This is a genomic window from Streptomyces sp. NPDC055243 (genome assembly GCF_044544025.1).
In the GTDB taxonomy this organism is placed as follows: Bacteria; Actinomycetota; Actinomycetes; order Streptomycetales; family Streptomycetaceae; genus Streptomyces.
The window spans coordinates 541,891-567,103 of record NZ_JBITWR010000001.1 but is presented as its reverse complement, the minus strand read 5'-3'; the positions used below and the strand labels follow the sequence as shown (position 1 = coordinate 567,103).

General features: G+C 72.6%; 6 protein-coding genes. All 6 read right to left on the bottom strand.

All coding sequences use genetic code 11. The annotated features are described in order from the left end of the window. Positions 1-5: 5 nt before the first annotated feature. A complete protein-coding gene (locus ACIGXX_RS02780; RefSeq protein WP_399972039.1) occupies positions 6-1,178 on the bottom strand; it encodes a cytochrome P450 in 1,173 nt (390 codons plus the stop codon). A 44-nt stretch (positions 1,179-1,222) separates the two neighbouring features. Next, complete coding sequence (locus ACIGXX_RS02775) at positions 1,223-2,737, bottom strand: tryptophan 7-halogenase (RefSeq protein ID WP_351156665.1); 1,515 nt, start codon at positions 2,735-2,737, stop codon at positions 1,223-1,225. A gap of 99 nt (positions 2,738-2,836) precedes the next feature. Further along, a complete protein-coding gene (locus ACIGXX_RS02770) occupies positions 2,837-4,135 on the bottom strand; it encodes a cation:proton antiporter (RefSeq protein ID WP_399972035.1) in 1,299 nt (432 codons plus the stop codon). Further along, complete coding sequence (locus ACIGXX_RS02765; protein WP_351156669.1) at positions 4,136-4,363, bottom strand: MbtH family protein; 228 nt, start codon at positions 4,361-4,363, stop codon at positions 4,136-4,138. 3 nt (positions 4,364-4,366) lie between these two features. Next, on the bottom strand, positions 4,367-10,951 hold the full coding sequence (locus tag ACIGXX_RS02760) for an amino acid adenylation domain-containing protein (RefSeq protein ID WP_399972032.1): 6,585 nt from the start codon (positions 10,949-10,951) through the stop codon (positions 4,367-4,369). Positions 10,952-11,031: 80 nt separating this feature from the next. Continuing rightward, positions 11,032-25,182: an amino acid adenylation domain-containing protein gene (locus tag ACIGXX_RS02755; RefSeq protein ID WP_399972029.1), complete on the bottom strand. Its 14,151-nt coding sequence runs from the start codon at positions 25,180-25,182 to the stop codon at positions 11,032-11,034. Between the last annotated feature and the right edge of the window lie 31 nt (positions 25,183-25,213).

Sequence of the window (25,213 nt, the reverse complement as noted above, 5' to 3'; positions counted from 1 at the left end):
CTCCCCTACCAGGTGACCGGCAGTGTCTCCACGCCGTACGGCGCCTGCGTCCGGAAGCGGATCTCCTCCGGCGGCACGGCACAGCGCAGCCCGGGAAAGCGGCGAAGGACCGCCAGGTAGGCGCTCCTGAGCTCCATCCGCACCAGCGACGCCCCGATGCAGTAGTGGATGCCGTGGCCGAGCCCCACGTGGGCGGCGGGCTCACGGGTGATGTCCAGGACGTCCGGCGGTGTGCCGGGCGGCCGGACGCGGTTGGCCGCGAACAGCGAACAGGCCACCTGGTCCCCGGCCTTGATCACCCTGCCCGCGAGGGGTACGTCCTCGCGGGCGGTCCGCGGCGATGCCGTCGGGATGATCGACAGGTAGCGGATGAACTCCTCCACCGCCTGGTCGATCAGGTGCGGGCACTGCCTCAACAGGTCCAGCTGGTCAGGGTGTTCGAGCAGCGCGAGGATGCCGAGGCCCAGCATGCTGGCCATGTTCTCGACGCCCGAGCCCATGACGAACGCGGTGAGGCCGACCAGTTCGTCGTCGTCGATGTCGTCGCCGTGCTCGCGCACCAGCCTGCCGAGCAGGTCGTCGCCCGGTGCGCGCCGGTTGCGGGCGACGAGCTGGTCGACGTACGCGAGATAGGCCGCGCCCGCGGTCATCTGCAACCGCCGGCCGCGGAAGGCGGGCCTGCTGACCTTGAGCAGCCGCGCGAGCTCCGCCCGGTCGTCGCGCTCCACGCCGAACAGCTCACACATGACCAGGCCCGGCACGGGCCAGGCCACGTGCCGCATGAAGTCGGCGGGCTGACCTGCCTTCTCCAGGGAGTCCAGGCAGTCCGCGACGACGGATGCGACGGCGGGCTGAAGGCCGCGCATCCGGCGGACCGTGAACTCCGGTGTGAGCAGCAGCCGCAGCCGGGCGTGGTCGGGCGGGTCGTACTGGATGAGGTTGCCCGCCTGGACCGGCCTGCTGCCGCCCGCGGGCGGGGCCGTGCTGAACCGCTCCGCGTCGCCCAGGACCGCGCGCACCTCGTCGTGGCCCGTGACGAGCCAGCCCGTCGACGAGCCGGGCCCGTCGCCGAGTTCGACCTCGGAGAGCGGCGCCCGCGCGCTGAGTTCGCTGAGCTCGGGCAACGGGTCCAGGCGGTCCCTGCGGTTGTGCATGGAGAGGTCTGACGGCCGCGCCATGCGCGGACCTCCTTCTGCTCGGCTTCTACCGGCTTTCGGTCGGCCTACTCGGCCGGGCTCTGGGCGGCGGACACGGGCAGCTGCCAGAACATGCCGTCCGGCGACGGCACCAGACCGCCGCTGAACAGGGGCGCCTCGTCCTCGGCGTCCTCCCCGAGCAGCGCCCGCATCTGGACCTGGCCGCCCTCCTGCATGACTTCGCGCACCACCGAGGACTTGAAGAGCGGCACCATGCTGCCGTCCTCGCTGCCGGCCAGGTCGTCGACCGCGGCGGCGAACTCCGCGGAGTCCGACGAGAACCGCTTGGCGAGGATCTCGGCGTCCGTCAGGACGCGATCGCCGGAGGAGACACCGCCGATGAGCTCGACGAACGACTGGAGTTCGGGACGCTCGGTCTTGGTGACCTTCTTGGCCTGCCAGAAGTAGGAGTCCTCGTCGTGGTGCATCTCGTAGAAGGAGAGGAGGAACTCGTAAAAGACGCCGTACTCGCGCCGGTAGCGGGACTCGAACTCCTTCAACGCCCGCTCCTCGTCGACACGTTCGGACAGGACGCTGTTGATGGAGCGTGCCGCGAGCAGCGCGCTGTAGGTCGCCAGGTGGACGCCGGACGAGAACACCGGGTCGACGAAGCACGCCGCGTCGCCGATGAGGACCAGGCCGGGGCGCGAGAACGTCGTCTGGTGGTACGAGTAGTCCTTGCGGACCCGCAGTTGGCCGTACTGCCCGGTGGTGACCCGCTTGGCGTTCGCGAGATACTCGCCGATCAGGGGGCACTCGTCGACGAGCGCCATGAGCGCCTTCTCCTGGTCTCCCTGGATCTTCTCGGCCATCTCGCGCCGCACCACGGCGCCGACGCTCGTCAGGGTGTCGCTCAGGGGGATGTACCAGAACCAGCCGCTCGGGAAGGCGACCGAGAGGATGTTGCCCGAGTTGGGTTCCGGCAGCCGCTTTCCGCCCTCGAAGTAGCCGAACAGGGCGAGGCTGCGGAAGAACTCCGAGTACTCGCGCCTGCCGCCCACCCGCTGGTACACGCGGCTCTTGTTGCCCGAGGCGTCCACGACGAACGTGGCGAGCGCCCGGCGTTCGTTGCCGTCGGCGTCGGTGTACGTGACGCCACGGACCCGCTCGTCGTCGGCGACGACGTCGAGCACCGCGCAGCCTTCGCGCACCTCGGCGCCCACCTTGCGGGCGTGCTTGAGCAGGATGTCGTCGAACTTGGAGCGCTCCACCTGGTACGCGAACGACGTCGGCCCGCTCATGCGCGGGGAGACGGAGAAGGAGAAGGTCCAGGGGTCCGGATTGGCGCCCCACCGGAAGGTGCCGCCGCGCTTGCGCGGGAAGCCCGCCTCGGCCAGGTCGTCCGCGACACCGGTCAGCCTGCACACGCCGTGCACGGTGGACGGCAGCAGCGACTCACCGATCTGGTGGCGCGGGAAGAACTCCTTCTCCAGGACCAGCACCCGCCGCCCCTGCATGGCCACCAGTGCGGCCAGTGTCGATCCGGCGGGCCCTCCGCCGACCACCACCACGTCGAATTCCTCGGAATCCGGCAAGGTCATCCCTCCTCCCCTTTTCTCCCGGACGGGAAAACCGAAAGGTGCGGCGCCCGCCCAGGGAGCCCATTGCTCAATCGAGTCTGAAATCGCACTGCCCGAGCGTCAAGGTTGTCCATCCGTCAGCGCGGGAACGACCTTCTCTTTCGGCCCCTTTTCCGGACCGCTCGGGGTTTCCCGTTTCTGCCTGCGCCCTATCAGAGTCAGCAGAGGTCCCGTCATGAAGGTGGTGACCAATGCCATGAGTACGAGAACGGTGAATAGCGCCGGGCCGATGATCCCGGCGTCCAACGCGACGTTCAGGACGATCAGTTCCGTGAGCCCGCGGGTGTTCACCAGCACGGCCACGGTCGCCGACCGGTGCGTGTCCATGCCGCTGATCCGGGATGCCGCGTACGCCGGTCCCAGCTTGCCCAGGATGGCGACGGCGAGGATCAGCAGGAGCAGGATGCCGCCGTCGCCGTCCAGCGAGCCGATGTTGAAGGACAGTCCCGTCGTCACGAAGAACAGCGGGAGCAGCAGATCGGATGTCTGCTCCATCGGCCGCAGCACGTCGGCGTCCGGCACGCCGTCCCTGCGGGGCATCGCGAGGCCCGCGAGCAGACCGCCGAACACGGGGTGCAGGCCGAGCTCCGCGGTCACCCAGGCACTGCCCAGGGCGAGGCCGAGCGCGATCGTGAGCTGGCTGGCCATCACCACCCGGGAGCGCCGCAGCCACCATCCGAGCACCGGGCGCACCACCAGGAAGAGGGCCGCCACGAACAGGGAGATCAGCAGCAGCGTCAGCTGCCACGAGCGGCCGGTGGCATGCCCGGTGCCGGCCAGAGCGGCGGCGAGGACGAGCCACGCCACCACGTCCATGAGCCCGGCGGCGGTGGTGGCCACGGTGCCCTCGGCGCTGCCCGCGAGCCCCCGCTCACGGACGATGGCCGCGAGCACGGGCAGCGCGGTGACGGAGACCGCCACGGCCATGAACAGCCAGAACGTCCTGCCGTCCGCGTGAGCGGGCTGGACCGCGTCGAACGCGCCGTGGAACACCCCCACCGCGCCCACGCCGAGGCTCGCCGGCACCAGGAACGCGCACAGGGCCACGGTGGCCGCCGCTCTGCCGCCCTGGCGCAGCTGCCGCCAGTCCATCTCGTACCCCACCACGAACATGAAGATCACGATGGCGATCTGCGAGAGCACGGTCAGGAACGGCAGCACCTCCGGCGGGAAGAGCCGCGAGGTCGGATCTCCGGGCAGCCGGCCCAGGAGGGTAGGGCCCAGGGCGATACCGGCGACGATCTGGCCGATGACCGCCGGCTGGCCGCAGCGGCGCGCCAGCGCTCCGAGGAGGCGGGAGACGATGACGATGACGGCCACATCGCCGATCGCCACGGTCACCAGTGATTCCGTGTCCACCTAGGGCACCGCCGTCTCGTTCCTGTTCATGTCCGCGACGAGGCTCTTCGGGCGCATGTCCGTCCAGTTCTCCTCGATGTACGCGAGGCATTCCTGCCGGGTGCCTTCGCCGTGCGCGGTGGTCCAGCCTTCGGGGACCTCGGCGAACGCGGGCCACAAGGAGTGCTGTCCCTCGTCGTTGACGAGAACCAGGAAGGTGCCGTTTTCGTTGTCGAACGGGTTGGTCATCGTTCAGTCCTTTTCGTTTGATGTCCGCTGTCCGCTGTTCCGGTGTTCGGGATTCTTTTCCATTGCCTTCTCCCTCGTCGCGCCGAGTTTGCGCGCGACGACGCGCACAATGCGCGACAGGGCTTCGGGCTTGAGCATGTCGTAATGACCGACGGGCACTTCGTGCGTTTCGATGTCGCCCCCGATGAAGGGCCGCCAGCTCGCGACGGCATCCGCCACGGGCCGCCTACCGGCCGATTCGGCGGTCGCCACGAAGAGCAGCAGGTCGCCATGGGAGGGGCGCGGCGTGTGGTCCGGCACGAACCCGGACATGTTGCGAACGACTGTCTCCAGGTTCGACAGGGCCTGCTCGCTCATGCCCGACGAGCGGTAGAGGGAGGCCACGTCGGCGCCCTGCCCCTGCTCCCCCGGCCGCAGCACGCCGTAGCCCTCCGTCTCCTGTCCCGCCTCCCCCTTCTCGCCGCGGAAGCGCGACTTGGGGGCGCCGCTGCCGGGATAGGCGTCGAGCAGCGCCAGGAGCGAGACCTCTTCGCCGAGTTCCTCCAGGCGGGCGGCGACGGCCTGCGCGATGGTTCCGCCGACGGACCACCCCAGGAGTCGATAGGGGCCGACCGGCTGCACGGTGCGGATCTCGTCCGCGTAGTCGGCCGCCATCTCCTCGATGCTGCCCGGCAGTTGCCCGAGCTGCGCGATGCCGCGCGCCTGCACGCCGTACACCGGCTGGTCCTGCGGGAGGTGCGGCAGGAGGGCCGCGTAGGTCCAGCTCAGGCCCATGCCGGTGTGCACGCAGAACAGCGGGGAGCGGCTGCCTTCCCGCCGCAGGGGCAGCAGGACGCCCAGGTCGCCGCGGTGCCTGCCAAGGCGGCGCCCCACGCCGACGTCCCCCTTGTGCCCCTGCCCCTCGGGCTGTACGGCGATGCGACCCGCGTACGTCCGCTTCGCCCGCTCGCCGGTCCGGAACATGCGCTCGCCGGCGGCGCCGAAGGGGCACGCCACGAACCGTTCGCCCGTGCGTCCTGGGCTGACCGCGTAGCCGCGCGCCAGGGTGCCGCCCGCCAGGTAGAGATCGCCCGGAACGCCGGGCGGCACCGGGCGCAGGCGTTCGTCGAGCACGAAGGCGCGGGTGTCCTGGACCGGGCCGCCGGTCCGGGGTTCCCACGCGTCCATCGCCTCAACGCCCGTCCTGTCCTCCAGCCAGGCGCCGCCCGTCTCCGGTGATCCGTAGCCGCTCACCAGCGGGGTCGAGGGATTCCGCGCCCGCCAGTCGCGCAGCCGGTCCACCGCCTGCGGCTCGCCCGCCAGGTCCACGACCAGGGCCTCGGGGGCGGAGTCCAGCAGCTCCGGGGTGGTGACCACCAGCGTCCCGGGCTCCTCGGCCGCGAGGTCCTGGCCCGGGATGCCGAGCCGCACGCTCCCTCCCGCGCAGAGCGCCGCGAGCAAGGGCGTCGCGAGCGCCGCGAACGGGGCCCTGGAGTCCAACAGCGGTGCCGCTCCCAACGCCGGGGAGGCATGCCTGCGGTACGTCGCGTGGGAGGCGAGCGTGCGGTGTTCGATGACGGCGCCCGCGAGGACGAGCGCCGGGTGTCCCGGATGGGCCCGGTGTCCCGCCGAAGTCTTGTCGGTCTCGTCCTGCGTCGGGCCGTCGAGCACCACCACCGGAATTCCGGCACCGTCGGGCACGGCCGCGGCGACTGCTTCGGAGCAGACCAACATCGCGCAGGACGCGAGGTCGACGCCCTCCAGCGGGCGTGCGGGATCTTCGGCGAAGGAGCAGGCCGCGCCGGATTTCAGCACCCCGAGCAGCGCGACGACCCAGGCGTTCCCGGTCGGCTGTGCCACGACGACGACGCTCTCCGGGCCCACCCCCTGCCCGATCAGCCGACGGGCGAGCCCCTCCGCCGCCGCGTCCAACGCCCCGTACGTCAGGGGGCCGTGCAGGTCCGTGACGGCGACCGCGTCCGGCGTACGTGCCGCCTGCGCGGCCAGCAGCTCCACCACGGTGCGCGTGGGCGGCTCCGCCGTCGTGTCGTTGTCGTTCACGCCCGCCACGAGCCGGCGGCGCTCGTCCGCGTCCAGCAGCACGTCGACCTCGCTCAGGCGCAGCTGCGGATCGGCCGTCACCTGCTCGAGGACGCGGACGAGCCGCCGCGCGAGCGCCTCCGCGGTCTGCCGGTCGAACAGCTCGGTGGCGTAGCGGAGTTGACCGTCGATGCCGCCGAGGTCGCCGTCGGGTTCGTACCGCTCGGTGAGACTGAACGACAGGTCCAGTTCGGTGGCTTCGGCGCCGAGGTCCAGGCGGGTGGTGGACAGGCCGGGCAGCTCCCAGGGGTCCCATGGCTCGTCGACGCTGTCGTCGACCTCCAGGAGGACCTGGAACACCGGGTGGCGTGCGAGCGAGGGCGGCAACTCCAGCGTGTCCACGAGGCGTTCGAACGGCACGTCACGGTGCTCGTGCGCCTCCTGGTCGGCCCTCAGTACGCGGCCGAGCAGTTCCCGGAACGTGGGGTCGCCGGACGCGTCCGTACGCAGCGCGAGAGCCCCGGCGAAAGGTCCCACCAGCGTTTCGAGGCCGGGCTCGTCCCGGCGCGGGATCCGCGTGCCGATGGTGACGTCGGTGCCCGCGCCGAGCCGGGCGAGGAGCATCACGAGGGCCGTCTGCACCACCATGAACGTCGTCGTTCCGTCGCCGTCGGCCAGATCCGCCAGATCGGCGAGACGGCCGTGCGCTTCGGTGTCGAGGCGCAGCGGTACGGTCCCGGCCCGGTGCGACGCGACGGACGGCCGTGTCCGGTCCGCCGGCAGCTCGATCTCGGCGTCGATGCCCGCCAAGGCGTCCTGCCAGTAGGCGAGCTGGTCGTTGACCAGACTCTCGGGCTCCCGCTCTCCCTGGAGCAGCTGCTGTTCCCATAGGGCGTAGTCGGCGAACTGGAGGGGCAGCGGCGCTCGTTCCGGCACCCTGCCCTCGCGCCGCGCGCCGTACGCGGTCGCCAGGTCGCGGACCAGGACGTCCAGCGACGCGTCGTCGGCGACGATCCGGTGCACCACGAGGAGCAGCACGTGCTCGGTTTCCGAGAGGCGGACGAGCGTCTGCGTCCACGGCGCCTCCCGGCCGAGGTCGAAGGCCTGCCCGGTGCGGGCGGCCAGCAGGCCCGGCAGCTCCGCCTCGGTCGCCCGCACCACCGCGGGCTCCGGACGGGACGCGGCGGTGTCCAGGACACGCTGGCGCATGACGCCGCCCCGCACGCCGTCGAAGGTGGTGCGCAGGATCTCGTGTCGCGCGGCGACATCGCCGAGGGCGGCCCGCAGGGCTTCCTGGTCCAGCTCGCCGCCGAGCCGCAGCGCCACCGGGATGCGGTCGGTGCCCGCCTCGTCGTCGAGCCGGGACATCAGCCAGGTGCGGAACTGCCCTGTCGTGACAGGGATTTCATCGCGACGCTCGACCGGCTGGAGGACGGGCCGCGCCTTCGTGGCGAGCAGCCGGGCCACTCCGACCGGGGTCGGCGAGCCGAAGAATTGCCGGATGCCGAGCTCGGCGTCGAACTCCTCGCGGACCCGTCCCGCCAGGCGCATGGCGAGGCCCGAGTCGCCGCCCAGGTCGAAGAAGCTGTCGTCGGGCCCGACCCGCTCCAGGTCGAGCACCTCGGCGAACAGGCGGCACAGCACCTCTTCGGCCGCTGTCCGCGGCTTGCGACCGGAGACGCGGTCGGCGAAGTCGGGGGCGGGCAGGGCCTTGCGGTCGACCTTGCCGTTGCGGGTCACGGGCAGGGCTCCCAGGGCCAGTACGGCGGCCGGGACCATGTAGTCGGGCAGGGCCTCGGCGGCGTGGGCGCGGACGAGTTGGGGGTCTATGACCTCCGCTCCCTCGGGGACGACGTAGCCGACGAGGCGACGTTCACCCGGGCCGTCGTCGCGGGCGACGACCACGGCCTGGGCCACGGAGGGGTGAGCGGCCAAGGCGGCTTCCACCTCGCCCAGCTCCACACGGAAGCCCCGGATCTTGACCTGGTCGTCCGCACGGCCGAGGAAGAGCAGCTCGCCGTTCTCGATCCGGCGCACCAGGTCTCCGGTGCGGTACATCCGCTCGCCCGGCACGTACGGGCAGGCCACGAACCGCTCGGCGGTCAGCCCTTGCCCGTTCCAGTAGCCGTGCGCCAACCCGGCGCCCGCGACGTACAGTTCGCCGGTCACACCCGGCGGAACCGGCTGCAGGAAAGCGTCCAGGACGAAAGCCTGCCGCTGGGGCAGCGGACGCCCGATCGGCAATACGGAGCCCATCGCGTCGCCCGGCTCCAGCACGTGCCAGGTCGCGCAGAGCGTCGTCTCGGTCGGCCCGTACAGATGGCGGACGGCCACGTCCGGGCAGGCCTCGCGCACGCGGGCCACCGCCCCGGCGGGGACGACGTCGCCGCCGGTCAGCACCTCACGCAGTCCGGTGAAGCAGTCGGGCGACTCCTCGGCCATCACCCGGAAGGAACCGGCGGTCAGGTGCACCGCCGTCACGCCGCCCTTCACCTGCTCGCGCACCTGCGGGGCGTCGACCACGCCGGGCTCGGCGATCACCACCCGGCCACCCGCGACCAGCGGGACCCACACCTCGAAGAGCGACGCGTCGAAGGCGTGCGGGGCGTGCGTCAATACCGCGTCCGTCGGGCCGACCGACCAGCCGCGCTCCCCCACCAGCGCCGCCACACTCCCGTGCGGCACAGCGACGCCCTTGGGCACGCCCGTCGAGCCCGATGTGTACATCACGTACGCCACGTCCTGGGCCGCCACGGGATCCTGCGCCGCCACGGGGCCCTGCGCCGCCACCGGCACGATCGGCTTGTCGGTGCCGCACGCCTCCAGCGCCGCCCGCACCTGCGGATCGTCCAGGTTCACCAGGCGCCCGGCAGCTCCGTCCGGCACCACGCCACGGCTCTCCGACGTGCACACCACCCGCACCGGAGCCGCGTCCTCCAGCACGAAGGCGACCCGCTCCCCCGGCCAGCCCGCATCCACCGGCACGTAGGCGGCGCCCGCCCGCCAGATCCCCAGGAGCAGCGCCACCAGGTCCGGCGAACGTTCCATCACCACCGCGACACGGTCACCCCGCCGCACCCCCAGGCCCGCCAGGTACTGGGCCCAGCGGCCGGACTCGGCCCACAACTCCCCGTACGAGAGAGTCCGTGCACCCTGGACGGCCACCGCGCCCGGCGCGGACACCACCCGCCCCGCGATCAGCTCGGACACGACCTCGCGCGGCGGTGCAACAGCCGCCTCACGGTCGGCCGTCGTCATCGCCCCGAGGCGTCCCGCCACGACCGCGGGATCGACGGCGACCCGCTCCAGCACCCCCGCAAGCGCGTCGAGCGCCGATGCGGCGACACCGCGGTCGAACAGGTCCGGCCGGTACTCCAGCTTCAGGTGCATGCGTGCGCCGGGGCCGACCACCAGCGTCAGCGGATAGTGCGCCGCCTCGCGTGTGAACCCCGCGGGCCTGAGCGCGAGGCTCTCGCGGTCCGGAGACGCGGAGTCGGCCGGGGGCTGGGGGAAGCTCTCGTACACGAGGAGCGTGTCGAAGCCCGCCCCCGGGCCCGCGGCCTTCTGTATCTGCGGGAGACCCAGGTGCTGATGGGCCATCAGCGCGGACTGGCGCTCCTGCAGCTCACGGAGCATCTCCAGCACCGGCTGATCGCCGTCGAGTCGGACCCGCACCGGCAGCGTGTTGATGAGCAGCCCCACCATCGATTCCACGCCCGGCAGCTCGGGAGGCCGTCCCGCCACCGTCGCGCCGAACACCACGTCCGTGCGCCCGGCGAGCCGTGCCAGGACCAGCGCCCAGGCGCCCTGCACCACGGTGTTCACGGTGAGGCCGCCCGCGCGGGCGAGTTCCACCACGCCCCGCGTGACCTCCTCGGGAAGGTCCGAGCTCACGTTGTCGGGGAAGACGGGGAGCCGGTCCGGGACGGCCGGTGCCACCAGCGTCGGTTCGTCCGTGCCGGAGAGTTCCGCCTGCCAGGCGGTCCGTGCGGCTTCCCTGTCCTGGCGGCCGAGCCACTTCAGGTACGCACTGTAGGAGGTCGTGCGCGCGAGTCGGGAGGCGTCTCCTCCCGCCGCGTAGATCTCGGAGAGTTCGCCGATGAGGATCGGGGCCGACCAGCCGTCCATGAGGATGTGGTGGCTGGTGACGACCAGGCGGTGCCGGTGCTCGCTGCGCCGGATCAGGAGGAGGCGCAGCAGGGGCGGCACAGCCAGGTCGAAGGGCTCCGAGCGCTCGCTCACCGCCAGGCGTTCCAGCGCGGCGGGCTCATCGGACTCGGCCAGGCCCGACACGTCCTCCGTACGCCAGGGCAGCACCACGTCACGCGCGATGACCTGCACCATCTGCGCCCCGCTCACCTGCCGGAAGCAGGCGCGCAGCGCGGCGTGCCGGGTGAGGAGCGCCTGCCACGATGCCCGTAACCGGTCCGCGTCCACCGTGCCTTCGATGTCCAACGCGGACTGCACGGTGTACACGTCCGGACCCTGGTCGTCGAAGGCGGCGTGGAAGAGCAGTCCTTCCTGTAGCGGCGACAGCGGCCACACGTCCTCGACCGGTGATCGGGTCATCTCTTCTCTCCTCGGAGCTTCGGAGCTTCGGAGCCTCTGGGCCTCGGCGCCTCTTGGCCGGGGCTTCAGGCTTCAGGGCTTCAGAGCGGGTTGAATCCGGCTTCGAGCTCCTCGATCTGGCTCTGCGCGAGGCCGAGGAGGGGGAAGTCGGAGGGTGTGTGTCCACCGGCCGTGGGATCGGTGGTGTGGGCGGCGAGGCCGCCGAGCATGTCCAGCCAGAGCCGGCCGATGCGTTCGGCCGCGGCGCCGTCGACGACCTGGCCCGCCCAGCTGAGCGAGATGGTCAGCTCGGGCCCGTCAGCAGTGTCCACGATGGCCGCGCCCGCCTCCAGGGCGTGCATGGACGGCATGTCCGGGTCGGCCGACCCGCCGATCGCCGTGTCTTTGGCCAGCTGCCACGCCGTGACGGTGCGGCCGGCGGGCGGGTCACCCACGTCACCCGCGTCCGCGTCACCCGCGTTGCCCGCCGTGAATCGGCCCAGGTAGTTGAAGCCGATCTGCGGGCCGGGCAGGGCGGCGAGCACCGGGCCCGTCTCGGGGTTCAGGTGGCGCAGCAAGCCGTGGCCGAGTCCGTCGCCCGGGACCTCCCGCGCCTGTTCCTTGACCGCCTTCAGGAGTGCTCCGGCCGCCGGACCGCCGTCCGCCGCTTCGGTCAGATCCACGGCGGCGACGGCGAGGCGGAGCGGGTGGGTGCTGGTGAACCAGCCCATCGTGCGCGAGAGTTCGGCGCCTTCGACCGGTTCCCGGCCGTGGCCCTCCACGTCGAGCAGGACGTGCCCGCCCGTGCCGCGCCAGCGCGTGACGGCTGCCGCGAGCGTCGCCAGGAGCACCTCGTGGACCCCGCAGTGGAACAGCGCGGGGGTCCGGCCCGCCAGCGTGGCCGCCTCTTCTCGCGGGACCTGCCAGGACGCGCGGCGCGTGGTCCCGGCGGTGTCCACCGCCGGGTCGAGCGCACGTCGGCCGAGGAGCGGTTCCACGCCGTCGAGCAGGGCCGTCCACGCGTCGAGCTCCGCCACCCGGTCCGGTTCCGTCGCCTGTGCGGCCAGGAGGTTCGCCCAGCGCCTGAACGATGTGCCCACGGGATCGAGCACGGGTTCCTGGCCCGCCGCCGCGGCCTCGCAGGCGAGGGCCAGGTCGGGCACCAGAATCCGCCAGGACATGCCGTCCACGGCCAGGTGGTGGACCATCAGGACCAGTCGGCCGACCCGCTCCGGGCCCGCGTCCACCCACACCACCTGGAACATCGCGCCCGCCGACGGGTCGAGGCGCTCGGCGGCCTCCTTCGCCGCCCGTTCCGCGGCCTCGTCCAGCGCTGCGGTCGCCGTGCCCTCGGCGGCCACGCGGGTGACCACGTCCGCGGGGTGCACGGAACCTGGTTCGCCGACGACCAGGCGTGGTTCGGTGCCGTCGCCGTCCGCCGGGGCCACGCGGGCACGCAACATGTCATGGGTGTCGAGTACGGCCCCCACACCGGCCAGGAGTACGTCGCGTTCGAGACCGGCCGGAGCGCCGACGAGGGCCCACTGCGCGAACCTCGGGCGGCGCGCGGGTTCGCCGAGCTCCCGCATCACCGGGGTCCAGGGCACCTCGCCGACCCCGATGTCCTCGACGGCGTCGCGCCCGGCGCCGTCGGCCGCCTGTGCCACCGTCGCGACGCGCTCGGGGGTCTTCTCCTCGAAGACCTGCCGGGGTGTCACCACCAGGCCGGAGCGGCGGGCGCGGGAGGCCAGTTGCATCGAGGAGATGGAGTCGCCGCCCAGCTCGAAGAAGCTGTCGGTGACGCCGACCCGTTCCAGGCCGAGCACCTCGGCGAACAGACCGCACAGCAGCGCCTCGGTCTCCGTGCGCGGCTCCCGTCCCGAGACCTTCCCCGCGAAGTCGGGCGCGGGCAGCGCGCGCCGGTCCACCTTCCCGTTGGCGGTGAGGGGCAGCCGCTCCAGCGGGACGAACGCCGACGGGACCATGGAGGCGGGGAGACGCTGCGCCGCGATGTCGCGGAGGGCGCTGAGGAGTTGATCGGTGCGCGAGGTCTCCGACGTGGCGGTGACGGATGAAGGGGCGGGGACGGGTGAGGGGGTAGTGACGGGTGAGGGGGTGGTGCTGGCCGACGGGTCAGCGACGCCTGACGGATCGGTGACGACCGAGGCGGCGGCGACCACGTACGCGACCAGCTGATGCTCCCCGGACCGCCGGTCGTCGCGCGCCACGACCACCACTTGGGCGACCTCTGGATGCGCGCCGAGAACCGCTTCGACCTCGCCCGGTTCGACGCGGTGGCCCCGCACCTTCACCTGGGTGTCCGCGCGCCCGATGAAGACGAGTTCACCGCCGTCGGTCCAGCGCACCAGGTCCCCGGTCCGGTACATCCGCTCGCCGGGTGCATACGGGCACGCCACGAACCGCTCGGCGGTCAGACCGGGCCGCGCCCAGTAGCCACGGGCCACGCCCGCGCCCGCGACGTACAGCTCGCCCGGCGTTCCGGGCGGGACGGGCTGGAGGAACCGGTCCAGGACGAACACCTGGACGTTGGCCATCGGTCGCCCGATCGGCACCGCGTCCTGACGGCCTACAGTCCCGCCTGCGTCCCCGTCCGCCGACAGGGGCGCGCTCATGGCCGCGCACACCGTCAGCTCGGTGGGCCCGTACGCGTTCACCATCCGCCGCCCCGCGGACCACCGGTCCACGAGCGCCGGGGGGCACGCCTCTCCTGCCACGACCAATGTCCGCAGTTCTGCCGGCAGTGCCTCCTCCACGGCGAGCACGCTCGGCGGCACCGTCACATGGGTCACGCCCCACCTGCGCACCGCCTGCCCGAGCGACACCTGGGGCGGCAGCGCGTCGGCCCCCGGCACCACGAGCGCACCTCCCGAGAGCAACGCCATGCACAGTTCGGACACCGCCGCGTCGAAGCTCGGCGAGGCGAACTGGAGCACCCGAGCATCCGGCCCCACCGCGAACCGCTCGATCTGCGCCCGCGCCAGGTTGGCGAGCCCCGCGTGCGGCACGACCACGCCCTTCGGCATCCCGGTCGACCCCGAGGTGTAGATCACGTACGCGGCGTTGTCCGCGGTGAGCGGTCCGGTCCGCTCCTCTTGGCCGATGGGCCCGGCCGTCTTCCCGGCGGCGGCGACCGCTGCGGCGTCCTCCGGGTCGTCGAGGACGATCAGGTGGCCGGCGAACCCCTCCGGCACCAGGGCGCGCGTCTCCCGCGTGCACAGCAGCACCGCCGGGTCCGCGTCCGCGAGGACGAACGCCACTCGCTCCCGCGGGTATCCCGGGTCCACCGGCACGAAGACCCCGCCCGCCATGGACACCGCGAGGACGGCGACCACCGTCGCCGCCGACCCCGGCGCCAGCAAGGCCACCCGGCACTCCGGCCCCACGCCCGCCTCCATCAGGCAGCGCGCCCAGCGCCCGGCTTCGGCCTCCAGCTCTCCGTACGTCAGCGACTGCTCACCCGACGTCTCCGAAGCCCCCGCCGTTCCCGACGTTCCCGACACCAGGGCGACGGCATCCCGCGATCGCTCCACCTGCCGCCGGAACAGCTCGGGCAGCGTCTCCGCGGTCACCGGCACCTGCGTACGGTTCCACTCGCCCACGACGAGGTCGTGCCGCGCCCCGCCCAGTACGCCCACCCGCGCCACGGGCGCCGACGGATCAGCCGCCATCCCTTCGAGCACAGTGCCCAGTGCCGCCACCATCTCCTCGGCCCAGGCGCGGTCGAACACTCCGGGCCGGTAGATGAACTCGCCGTGCAGCCGCTCGCCGGGCACCGCGATCAGGGTCAGCGGGTAGTGGCCCGTGTCCTCCGGTGTGCCGCCGGGGCGAAGGGACAAGGTGTCGGGCGCGGGCTCACGGAGGGGTGGGCGTGGGTAGTTCTCGTACACGACCAGCGTGTCGAAGGCCGCGCCGGGACCCGCGAGCCTGCGGATCTCGGAGAGGCCGATGTGCTGGTGGGACATGAGCGCGACCTGCCGCTCCTGGAGACCGGTCAGCATGGCGGCGACCGACTGCTCTCCGAGCACGTCGACCCGTACGGGAAGCGTGTTGATGAACAGGCCGACCATCGACTCCACACGCGGCAGCTCGGCGGGCCGTCCGGCCGCCGTCGCTCCGAAGACCACGTCCGTGCGCCCGACGAGCCGGGCGAGGAGCAGCGCCCAGGCGCCCTGCACGACCGTGTTCACCGTCAGGCCGTGGCCGCGCGCCAGGCCGACGACCGCTCGGGTGAGTTCCTCGCCGAACTCGTAGGGCACGCGTTCCGGTAGGGCCGGTGCGACGGACGGATCGTCGGGCGCTGTCAGCGTCGGCTCGTCCGCGCCCGCGAACTCCGTGCGCCAGGCCTCGCGCGCCGCTTCCTTGTCCTGGCGTTCCAGCCATGCCAGGTACTCCCGGTACGAGGTCGCGGCGGACAGCGCACGCCCGTCACCGCCTGCCTCGTAGATCGCGGACATCTCGGCGATGAGGACCGGCAGCGACCAGCCGTCCGTGACGATGTGGTGGTTGACGACCACCTGGGCATGCCGGTTCTCGCCGAGCCGGACAAGGAGCAGCCGCAGCAGCGGGGCCTGCGTCACGTCAAGCCGTCGGGTGCGCTCGTCCTCGACGATGCGGTCGAGTGCGGCGCGCGCGTCTGCGGACGAACGGGTCGACAAGTCGATCTCTCGCCATGGGAGTTCCACCTCCCGTGCGATGACCTGGACCGCCTGGCCCGACGCACGTCGGTGGAAACTCGCCCGCAGGATGGGGTGCCGGGCGAGGATCGCCTCCCACGAGGCCCGAAGCCGGTCCACGTCCAGCGGCCCGTCCAGGTCCAGGACGCGCAGACCTTCGTAGAGGTCCGGGCCCCGGTCGTCGAATCCCGCGTGGAACAGCAGCCCTTCCTGCAACGGCGAGAGCGGCCACACGTCGGCCACGTCCGGCACCGCTGCTTCGAGTTCGTCGACTTCGTGCTGGGTGAGGTCGAGGAGGGAGAAGTCGGAAGGGGTGTGTCCGCCCACGGTGGAGTGGGTGCCGGGACCGGTGTCGGAGGCGATGTCGGGGGCGGTGGTGTGGGCGGCCAGACCGGTGAGCAGGTCGAGCCAGGTATGCGCGAGGTGTTCCGCCTCGGTCTCGTCCAGCACACCCGTGGGCCACGTCAGCGTGACGGTCAGCTCCGGCCCTTCGGGGGAGTCCTGTACTGCGGCGCCCGCTTCCAGGGCGTGCGGGGCGGGCATGTCCGGGTCCACCGAACCGCCGATCGCTTCGCCGCCGGCCAGTTGCCAGGGGGTGGCCCGGCCTGCCGCCGTATCCACTGCCTTCGCCGTGTCGAACGTGAACCGGCCCAGATAGTTGAAGCCGATCTGCGGGCGCGGCAGAGCCGCCAGGGTCGGTGCGGTGTCGGGGTTGAGATGACGCAGGAGTCCGAAGCCGAGCCCGTCGCCGGGGATCGTCCGCGCCTGCTCCTTGACGGTCTTCAGCAATACTCCCGCCGCCGGGCCACCGGCGCGTGCTTCGTCCAGGTCGATCGCGGCCGCGTCGAGGCGGACCGGGTGTGCGGTCGTGAACCAGCCGACCGTGCGCGACAGTTCGGCGCCCGCGAGCGGGTCCCTGCCGTGGCCTTCCACGTCCAGCAGTACGTGCCCGCCCTCGCCGCGCCGCCACTGCGTGACCGCGCCTGCGAGCGTCGACAGGAGCACCTCGTGCACCCCGCAGTGGAACACCTTCGGCGTCCTGCCCACCAGCGTGGTCGCGAGGTGCGTCGGCACGGTCCAGGTACGGCGGCGCATGCTGGCCGCAGTGTCCAGCGCGGGGTCCAATTCCCTTTTCCCGAGCGGGGTTTCGGCCGACCCAAGCAGCGCGGTCCAGTCCACGAGCTCGACGGTCCGGCCCTCGCTCGTGGCCTGGTCGGCCAGGATGTCCGTCCACTGCTTGAACGACGTACCCACCGGGTCGAGTTCGGGCTCACGTCCGGCCGCCACCGCCTCGCACGCGGCCCGCAGGTCCGGGACGAGGATGCGCCACGACAACCCGTCGACCACCAAGTGGTGCACCACCAGGGCCAGTCGACCGGTCCGCTCCGGCCCGGCATCGACCCAGACGGCCTGGAGCACGACGCCCGCCGACGGATCGAGCCGCTCGGTGGCCTCGCGGGCCGCCTCGTCCGCGAGACCATCCAGCGAGTCGGCCGGCGCATCCGAAGCGTCGACACGCGTGACCAGGGCGGCGGCATCGACGGAACCGCACCGCCCCACGACCAACTTGTACCCGCCCCCGTCGGCCCCACCAGTCGTTGCGCGGGCCCGCAGCATGTCGTGCGCGTCGAGGACGGCGGCCACACCGCCCACCAGCACATCCCTGCCGAGATCCGCCGGAGCGCCGACGATCGTCCACTGTGCGAACTTGCCGCGCAGGCCCCGCTCGCCCAGCTCCCGCATCACCGGCGTCCAGGGCACGTCACCGATGCCTGACTCCGCGGTCGCCGTGGCCGTGCCCGTGCCCACGTGCTGGGACACGGCCGCGAGACCGGCGGGTGTCTCGTGCTCGAAGACGTCCTGCGCCTTGAGGAGCAGGTCGGCGCGGCGGGCACGGGCGACCAGCTGCATCGACATGATCGAGTCGCCGCCCAGCTCGAAGAAGCTGTCGTCGGGGCCGACCCGCTCCAGGCCGAGCAACTCGGCGATCAGCGCGCACAGGACCGCCTCGGTCTCCGTACGCGGCGCGCGACCGGTGACCTTGCCCGCGAAGTCGGGGGCGGGCAGGGCGTCGCGGTCGACCTTGCCGTTGCGGGTCAGCGGGAGGGTTTCCAGGGTGATCACGGCAGTGGGGACCATGTAGTCGGGCAGCGTCTCGGCCACGTGGGCGCGGATGAGTTCGGGGGCCGGCGGCGGACCGTCGGGGACGACATATCCGACGAGGCGGCGCTCAGCCTGCCGGCCCTCATCGCGGGCGATGACGACCGCCTGGGCCACGGAGGGGTGAGCGGCCAGGGCGGCTTCCACCTCGCCCAGCTCCACACGGAAGCCACGGATCTTGACCTGGGCGTCCGCACGCCCGACGAAGAGCAGCTCGCCACGCTCGGTCCACCGCACCAGGTCTCCGGTGCGGTACATCCGCTCGCCCGGCACGTACGGGCAGGCCACAAACCGCTCGGCGGTCAGGCTCGCGCGACTCCAGTAGCCGTGCGCCAACCCGGCGCCCGCTACATACAGTTCGCCGGTCACACCCGGCGGAACCGGCTGCAAGAAAGCGTCCAGGACGAAGGCCCGGCGGTGGGGCAGCGGACGCCCGATCGGCAGTACGGAGCCCATCGCGTCGCCCGGACCGAGCACCTGCCAGGTCGCGCACAAGGTCACCTCGGTCGGCCCGTACATGTGCCGGACGGCGACCTCCGGGCAAGCCTCGCGCAGCCGGGCCACCGCCCCGGCCGGGACGACGTCCCCGCCGGTCAGCACCTCACGCAGCCCGGTGAAGCAGTCCGGCGTCTCCTCCGTCAGCGCACGGAACTGGCCGGCCGTGGCATGGACGGACGTCACCCCGCGCTTCACGTGCTCGCGCATCCGCTGGGCGTCGACGACGCCGCTCTCGGCGATGACGACACGGCCACCGGCGGCCAGCGGGACCCACATCTCGTACAGCGATACGTCGAAGGCGTGCGGGGCGTGCATCAGGACCGCGTCCGTCGGGCCGACCGACCAGCCGCGCTCCCCCACCAGCGCCGCCACACTCCCGTGCGGCACAGCGACACCCTTGGGCACGCCCGTCGAGCCCGACGTGTACATCACGTACGCCAGGTCCCGCCCCGCCACGGGGACGGTCCGCTGGTCGGTTTCATGCGTGGCCTGCGCCGCCCGTGTCTGCGGGTCGTCGAGGATCACGGCGTTGGCGGCAACTCCGGCGCCCGGCAGCACGCCTCGGCTCTCGGAGGTGCACACCACCGCCGCCGGAGCCGCGTCCGTCACGACGAACGCGATCCGCTCCTGCGGCCAGCCCACGTCCACCGGCACGTAGGCCGCGCCCGCCCGCCACACGCCCAGAAGCAGCGCGGGCAAGTCGGGCGACCGCTCCATCAGCACCGCGACGCGATCACCGCGGCCCACGCCAAGACCGGCCAGATACGCCGCCCAGCGACCGGACTCGGTCCACAAGTCCTCGTACGAAAGCGTCCGTTCACCCTCGACCGCCACCGCACCGGGTGACGACTCCACCCGTTCCGCGATCAGCTCCGGCACGGTCCCGCCAAGAGCCTCCGCCTCGGTGGCGTTCCACTCCTCCACGACCGACGCGCGATCCTCGGCGTCCAGCGCGCCCACCCGCGCCACCAACACCTCTGGGTCTGCGACCAGTTCCTCGATGACCCGGACGACCTGGCGTGCCGTCCTGAGGGAGGTCGCCCGCTCGATCAGATCGGGCCGGTAGGTCACCAGGACGCGTAGCCGCTCGGCGGGGATGACGCCCACCGCCAGCGGGTAGTGCGTCCCGGCCAGCGTGTTCAACTGGGTGATCGCGACCGCGTCGTCCGCCGGTGCATCGGCCGGGCCGGGCAGGGTGGCCGAGTTCCGGGGGTAGTTCTCGAACATCAGCATGGTGTCGAAGACCGCTCCGGGACCGGCCAGTTGCTGGATCTCGGACAGGCCCAGGTGCTGGTGGGCGATGAGGGCCGACTGGTGCTCCTGGAGTTCGGCGAGCATCTTCAGGACCGGCCTGCCCGGGTCGAGCCGCACGCGTACCGGCAGGGTGTTGATGAAGAGGCCGATCATCGACTCGGCGTCGGGCAGCTCCGGGGGCCGCCCGGCCACGGTGCCGCCGAACACGACGTCCGTGCGCCCGGCGAGGCGCGCAAGGACCAGCGCCCAGGCGCCCTGCACCACGGTGTTCACCGTCAGCCCATGGGCGCGGGCCAGCTCGGTCAGCGCCCGGGTCTTCTCCTGGGAGAGCTCCGCGGAGCTGACCTCCGGCACCACCGGCGGTCGGCCCGGGTCCGCCGGTGCCACCAGCGTCGGCTCGTCGGCGCCGGTCAGTTCCGTCCGCCAGGCGGCCCGTGCGGCCTCCTTGTCCTGCTGCTCCAGCCAGGCCAGGTAGTCGCGGTAGGAGGCGGTCGGCCTGAGGTGCGACAGCTGCGAGAGGTGCGCCGCGTCGCCGCTCGCCGCGTACAGCGATGACACCTCGTTGAGGATGACCGGCATCGACCAGCCGTCCACCAGGATGTGGTGGCTGGTGAGGGCGAGGCGGTGCCGGTTCTCGCCGAAGCGGATGAGCAGCAGGCGCAGCAGCGGCGCCCGCGTCAGGTCGAAGCGCTCCGCCATCTCGCGTTCGGCCAGGCGCTCGGCCTCGGCCTCCGCGTCGGCGTCCGCCAGCCGCGACACGTCGGCCTCGCGCCAGGGGAGTTCCACCCGCCGCGCGACGACCTGTACCGCCTCGCCCGACTCGGGGCGGTGGAACCCGGCCCGCAGTGCCGCGTGCCGGGCCAGGAGCGCCTCCCAGGAGGCGCGCAGCCTGCCCACGTCCAGCGGACCGTCCAGTGCCATCAGGCGCTGGCTCTGATAGACGTCCGGCCCTTCCTCGTCGAACGTGGCGTGGAACAGCATCCCTTCTTGCAAGGGCGACAAGGGCCATACGTCGACCAACTCCGGCTCAGCGGCTTCCAGTTCGGTGATGTTCCGCTGGGTGAGGGCCAGGAGCGGGAAGTCGGACGGCGTGTGTCCGCCGGCGAGGGTATCGGCGGTGTGGGCCGCCAGACCACCCAGAGCCTGCTCCCAGGCATGGCCGAGCTCTGCCGCCTCGGCGTCGTCGAGGAGCCCGGCGGGCCAGCTCAAGGTGACGGTCAGCTCGGGCCCTTCGGGAGTGTCCTGTACGGCGGCGCTCGCTTCCAGGGCGTGCAGGGCCGGTGTGTCGGGGTCGATCGAGCCGCCGACGGCCTCGGTTCCGGACAGCTGCCAGGGGGCCACAGTGCTGCCCGCCGCGTCCGCCGCGAACCGGCCCAGGTAGTTGAAGCCGATCTGCGGGCGCGGCAGGGCCGCCAGGGTCGGCGCGGTGACGGGATTGAGGTGGCGCAGGAGACCGAAGCCAAGGCCGTCGCCCGGTATCGCCCGTGCCTGCTCCTTGACCGTCTTGAGCAGTGCTCCGGCCGCCGGGCCACCGGCCACCACCTGGCTCACATCGATGTCGTCGATGTCCAGCCTGACGGGGTGCACGCTGGTGAACCAGCCCACCGTGCGCGACAGTTCCGCATCTCCGACCTGCTGCCGCCCATGGCCCTCCACGTCCACAAGGACCGCGGGGGCGGTTTCCCGCCGCCAGTGGGCGACCGCACCGGCCAGGGATGCCAGCAGCACCTCGTGCACCCCGCAGTGGAAGACCGCCGGCGTCCTGCCCACCAGCGCGGCCGCGAGGTGCGTCGGCACGGTCCAGGTACGGCGGCGCATGGTCGCCGCGGTGTCCAGCTCCGGAGACAACTCCCTTCGCCCGAGCAGTGGTTCGGCCTGACTGCCGAGCAGATCGGTCCACTCCGCGAGTTCAGCCGTCCGGCGCTCGCCGGTCGCCTCCTCAACCAGTGCGTCGGCCCACGCCTTGAACGGCGTCTCCACCGGGTCGAGCCGCGGCTCCCGGCCGGCCGCCACCGCCTCGCACGCGGCGCGCAGATCCGGCAGCAGAATCCGCCACGAAACGCCGTCCACCACCAGGTGATGCACCACAAGGGCCAGCCGACCGACGCGTCCCGGCCCGGCATCCACCCACACCGCCCGGACCATCACGCCCGCGGCGGGATCGAGCCTCCCCACCGCCTCGCGCGCCGCCCTCGCCGCGACGTCATCAAGCGAGTCGTCCGACGCGTCCTCCGCACCCACACGGACGACTAGGCCCTCGGCGGCCACCGAACCCCGGGGCCCCACCGACAACTTGGGCTCGCTCCCCTCGGTCACCACCCGCGCCCGCAGCATGTCGTGCGCGTCGAGAACCGCGCCCACTCCTCCCACCAGGACATCCCGGCCGAGCCCCGCCGGAGCGCCGACGATCGTCCACTGCGCGAACCCGGCACGCAGGCCTCGCTCGCCCAGCTCCCGCATCACGGGGGTCCAGGGCATCTCCCCCACACCCGCGTCCCGATCCGCTCCTGCGCCGCGCGTCTTCTCGGCCGTCTCCGCCACGCGTGCGAGCAGCTCCGGGGTCTTCTCGTCGAAGACCTGCCGGGGCGTCACCACCAGGCCGACGCGGCGGGCTCGCGCGACCAGTTGCATCGACATGATCGAGTCGCCGCCCAGCTCGAAGAAGCCGTCCTCGGCGCCGACCCGCTCCAGGCCGAGCACGTCGGCGAACAGGCCGCACAGGACCGACTCGGTCTCCGTGCGCGGCGCGCGCCCGGTGGTCCGCGCCGCGAAGTCGGGGGCTGGCAGGGCCCTGTGGTCGACCTTGCCGTTGCGGGTGACGGGCAGTTCGTCCAGCGGAAGGACGGCGGCCGGCACCATGTAGTCGGGCAGCGTCCTGGCCACGTGGGCGCGGAGGAGGGCAGGGTCCACGCCCTCCGGGCTCCGGGGTACGACGTAGCCGACCAGGCGGCGTTCGCCCGGGCCGTCCTCGCGGGCGACCACCACCGCCTGCGCCACCGCCGGATGGGCGGCGAGCGCCGCCTCCACCTCGCCGAGCTCCACCCGGAAGCCGCGCACCTTGACCTGCGCGTCCGCGCGGCCGACGAAGAGCAGTTCACCGGTGTCGGACCAGCGCACCAGGTCTCCGGTGCGGTACATCCGCCCGCCCGGCACGAAGGGGCAGGCCACGAAGCGTTCCGCCGTCAGCTCCGCCCGGCCCCAGTACCCCTGCGCCAGGCCATCGCCCGCCACGTACAGCTCCCCGGTCACGCCCGACGGAACCGGCTGGAGGAACGCGTCCAGGACGAACACCCGCCGGTTGCCCAAGGGCCGCCCGATGGGCAGCACCGATCCCACCGCGTCGCCGGGCCCCCAGACCCGCCAGGTCGCGCACAGGGTCACCTCGGTCGGCCCGTACAGATGGCGTACGACCAGGTCCGGGCAGGCCTCACGCACCCGCGCCACCGCTCCGACCGGGACCACGTCGCCGCCCGTCAGCACCTCGCGCAGTCCGGCGAAGCACTCGGGCGACTCCCCCGCCAGGACACGGAACGAACCGGCGGTCAGATGCACCGAGGTGACGCCGTGGGCCGCGTGCTCCCGCACCCGCTCGGCGTCCACCGCACCCGGCCCGGCCACGACCACCCGTCCTCCGGCGGCCAGCGGGACCCACACCTCGAAGAGGGAGACGTCGAAGGCGTGCGGGGCGTGCATCAGGACCGCGTCGTCCGGGCCGACCGCCCAGCCCCGCTCCCCCACCAGCGCGACGACACTGCCGTGCGACACCGCCACGCCCTTGGGGACACCCGTGGATCCCGAGGTGTACATCACGTACGCCACGTCGTCCGCGCTCACCAGCACCGGGGACACGGCCACGGGGGAAGCGTCGGCAGTACGTGTGGTGAGCACCGCCTCCCGCACGCGCGGATCGTCGACCACGAGCGGCTCGGTGCCTTCCGGCACGAGGGCCCGGGTCTTCTCCGTGCACAGCACGACGGCGGGAGCCGAGTCGTCGAGGACGAAGCCCACGCGTTCCGGCGGGGAGCCCGCGTCGACCGGCACGTAGGCGGCGCCCGCCCGCCACACGCCCAGCAGCAGCGCCAGCAGATCCGGCGATCGCTCCATCACGACGGCGACGCGGTCGCCGCGCCGCACGCCCACCGCGGTCAAGTACCGGGCCCAGGCGCCGGACTCCGCCCACAACTCCGCGTACGACAGCGTCCGTTCGCCCTCGACGGCCACCGCGTCCGGCGACGTCTCCACGCGTCCGGCCATCAGCTCGGGCACCAGGGCGCCCGGCGCCTCGCCGGCCGTGCCGCCCCAGCCCTCCACGACCAGGCCGCGCTCGGGCGCCGCGAGCACCTCGACCCGGCCCACGAGGACCGACGGATCGGCGACCAGTTGCTCTAGCACCCGCACCAGCCACGCGTACACCGACTCGGCGGTCTCGCGGTCGAACAGGTCGGGCCGGTGGTCGAGCTTGCAGAGCATCCGGTCGCCGACGGGCGCCACCACCAGGGTGAAGGGGTAGTGCGCGGTTTCCTGACCGGCGGCTATGCGCACGGTGAAGGTGCCCGGCGACGGGGGTTGCGCGGGCGGGCTCGGATAGTTCTCGTACACCACGAGGGTGTCGAAGACCGCGCCGCCGGAGTCGGCGAGCCCTTGCACCTCGGGCAGTCCCAGGTGCTGATGTGCCATCAGGGACGACTGTCGCTCCTGGAGTTCGGCCAGCATGCGCGCGACCGGCTGATCGGCGTCGAGTCGCACGCGTACGGGCAGTGTGTTGATGAACAGGCCGACCATCGACTCGACGCCCGGGAGCTCCATCGGCCGTCCCGCCACGGTGGCGCCGAACACCACATCCGTGCGTCCCGCGAGCCGTGCGAGGACCAGTGCCCACGCGCCCTGCACCACCGTGTTGACGGTCAGACCCTGGCCGCGGGCGAACCGCACCAGGCCGTCGGTCAGTTCCGCGGGGAACTCGTTGATCAGGCTCTCCGGGGGCAGGGGCGAGCGGGCCGGGTCCGCCGGGGCCACGAGGGTCGGCTCGTCGGCCCCCGCCAGTTCCGCCTGCCAGGCGGCCCGCGCCGCATCCTTGTCCTGGCGCGACAGCCAGGCCAGGTACTCCCGGTACGACGTCACCGGTGGGAGCCCGGAGGTGTCGCCGCCCGCCGCGTAGGTCGCCGAGAGTTCGTCCAGCAGCACCGGCATGGACCAGCCGTCCATCAGGACGTGGTGGCTGGTGACCACCAGGCGGTGGCGCCGCGCTCCGATCCTGATCAGCAGGAGCCGCAGCAGCGGCGCCGCCGCGAGGTCGAAGCGCTCGGCCCGCTCCCGGCCGGCGAGCCGGTCCGCCTCGGCCAGCGCGTCCGCCTCCGCGAGCCCGGAGAGGTCGGCCGCGCGCCAGGGCAGCTCCACGTCCCGTGCGATGACCTGTACCGCATCGCCCGTCTTGCGTCGGCGGAAGCTCGCCCGCAGCGCCGCGTGCCGGGCGAGGAGCGCCTGCCAGGACGCCCGCAGCCGGTCGGCGTCCAGCGGACCGGTCAGTTCGAGCAGTCGCTGCCCCTGGTAGACGTCGGGGCCCTCGCTGTCGAAGGCGGCGTGGAAGAGCAGCCCTTCCTGGAGGGGCGACAGCGGCCACACGTCCTCGACAAGGGATCGGGTCATCGCTTCTCTCCTCAGAGCGAGTTGCTTCGAG

Excerpts from the sequence above, each read along its gene's own strand:
- ACIGXX_RS02780 (WP_399972039.1), bottom strand. The coding sequence starts at position 1,178 with ATGGCGCGGCCGTCAGACCTCTCCATGCACAACCGCAGGGACCGCCTG.
- ACIGXX_RS02765 (WP_351156669.1), bottom strand. The coding sequence starts at position 4,363 with ATGACCAACCCGTTCGACAACGAAAACGGCACCTTCCTGGTTCTCGTC.
- ACIGXX_RS02755 (WP_399972029.1), bottom strand. The coding sequence starts at position 25,182 with ATGACCCGATCCCTTGTCGAGGACGTGTGGCCGCTGTCGCCCCTCCAG.
- ACIGXX_RS02760 (WP_399972032.1), bottom strand. The coding sequence starts at position 10,951 with ATGACCCGATCACCGGTCGAGGACGTGTGGCCGCTGTCGCCGCTACAG.
- ACIGXX_RS02775 (WP_351156665.1), bottom strand. The coding sequence starts at position 2,737 with ATGACCTTGCCGGATTCCGAGGAATTCGACGTGGTGGTGGTCGGCGGA.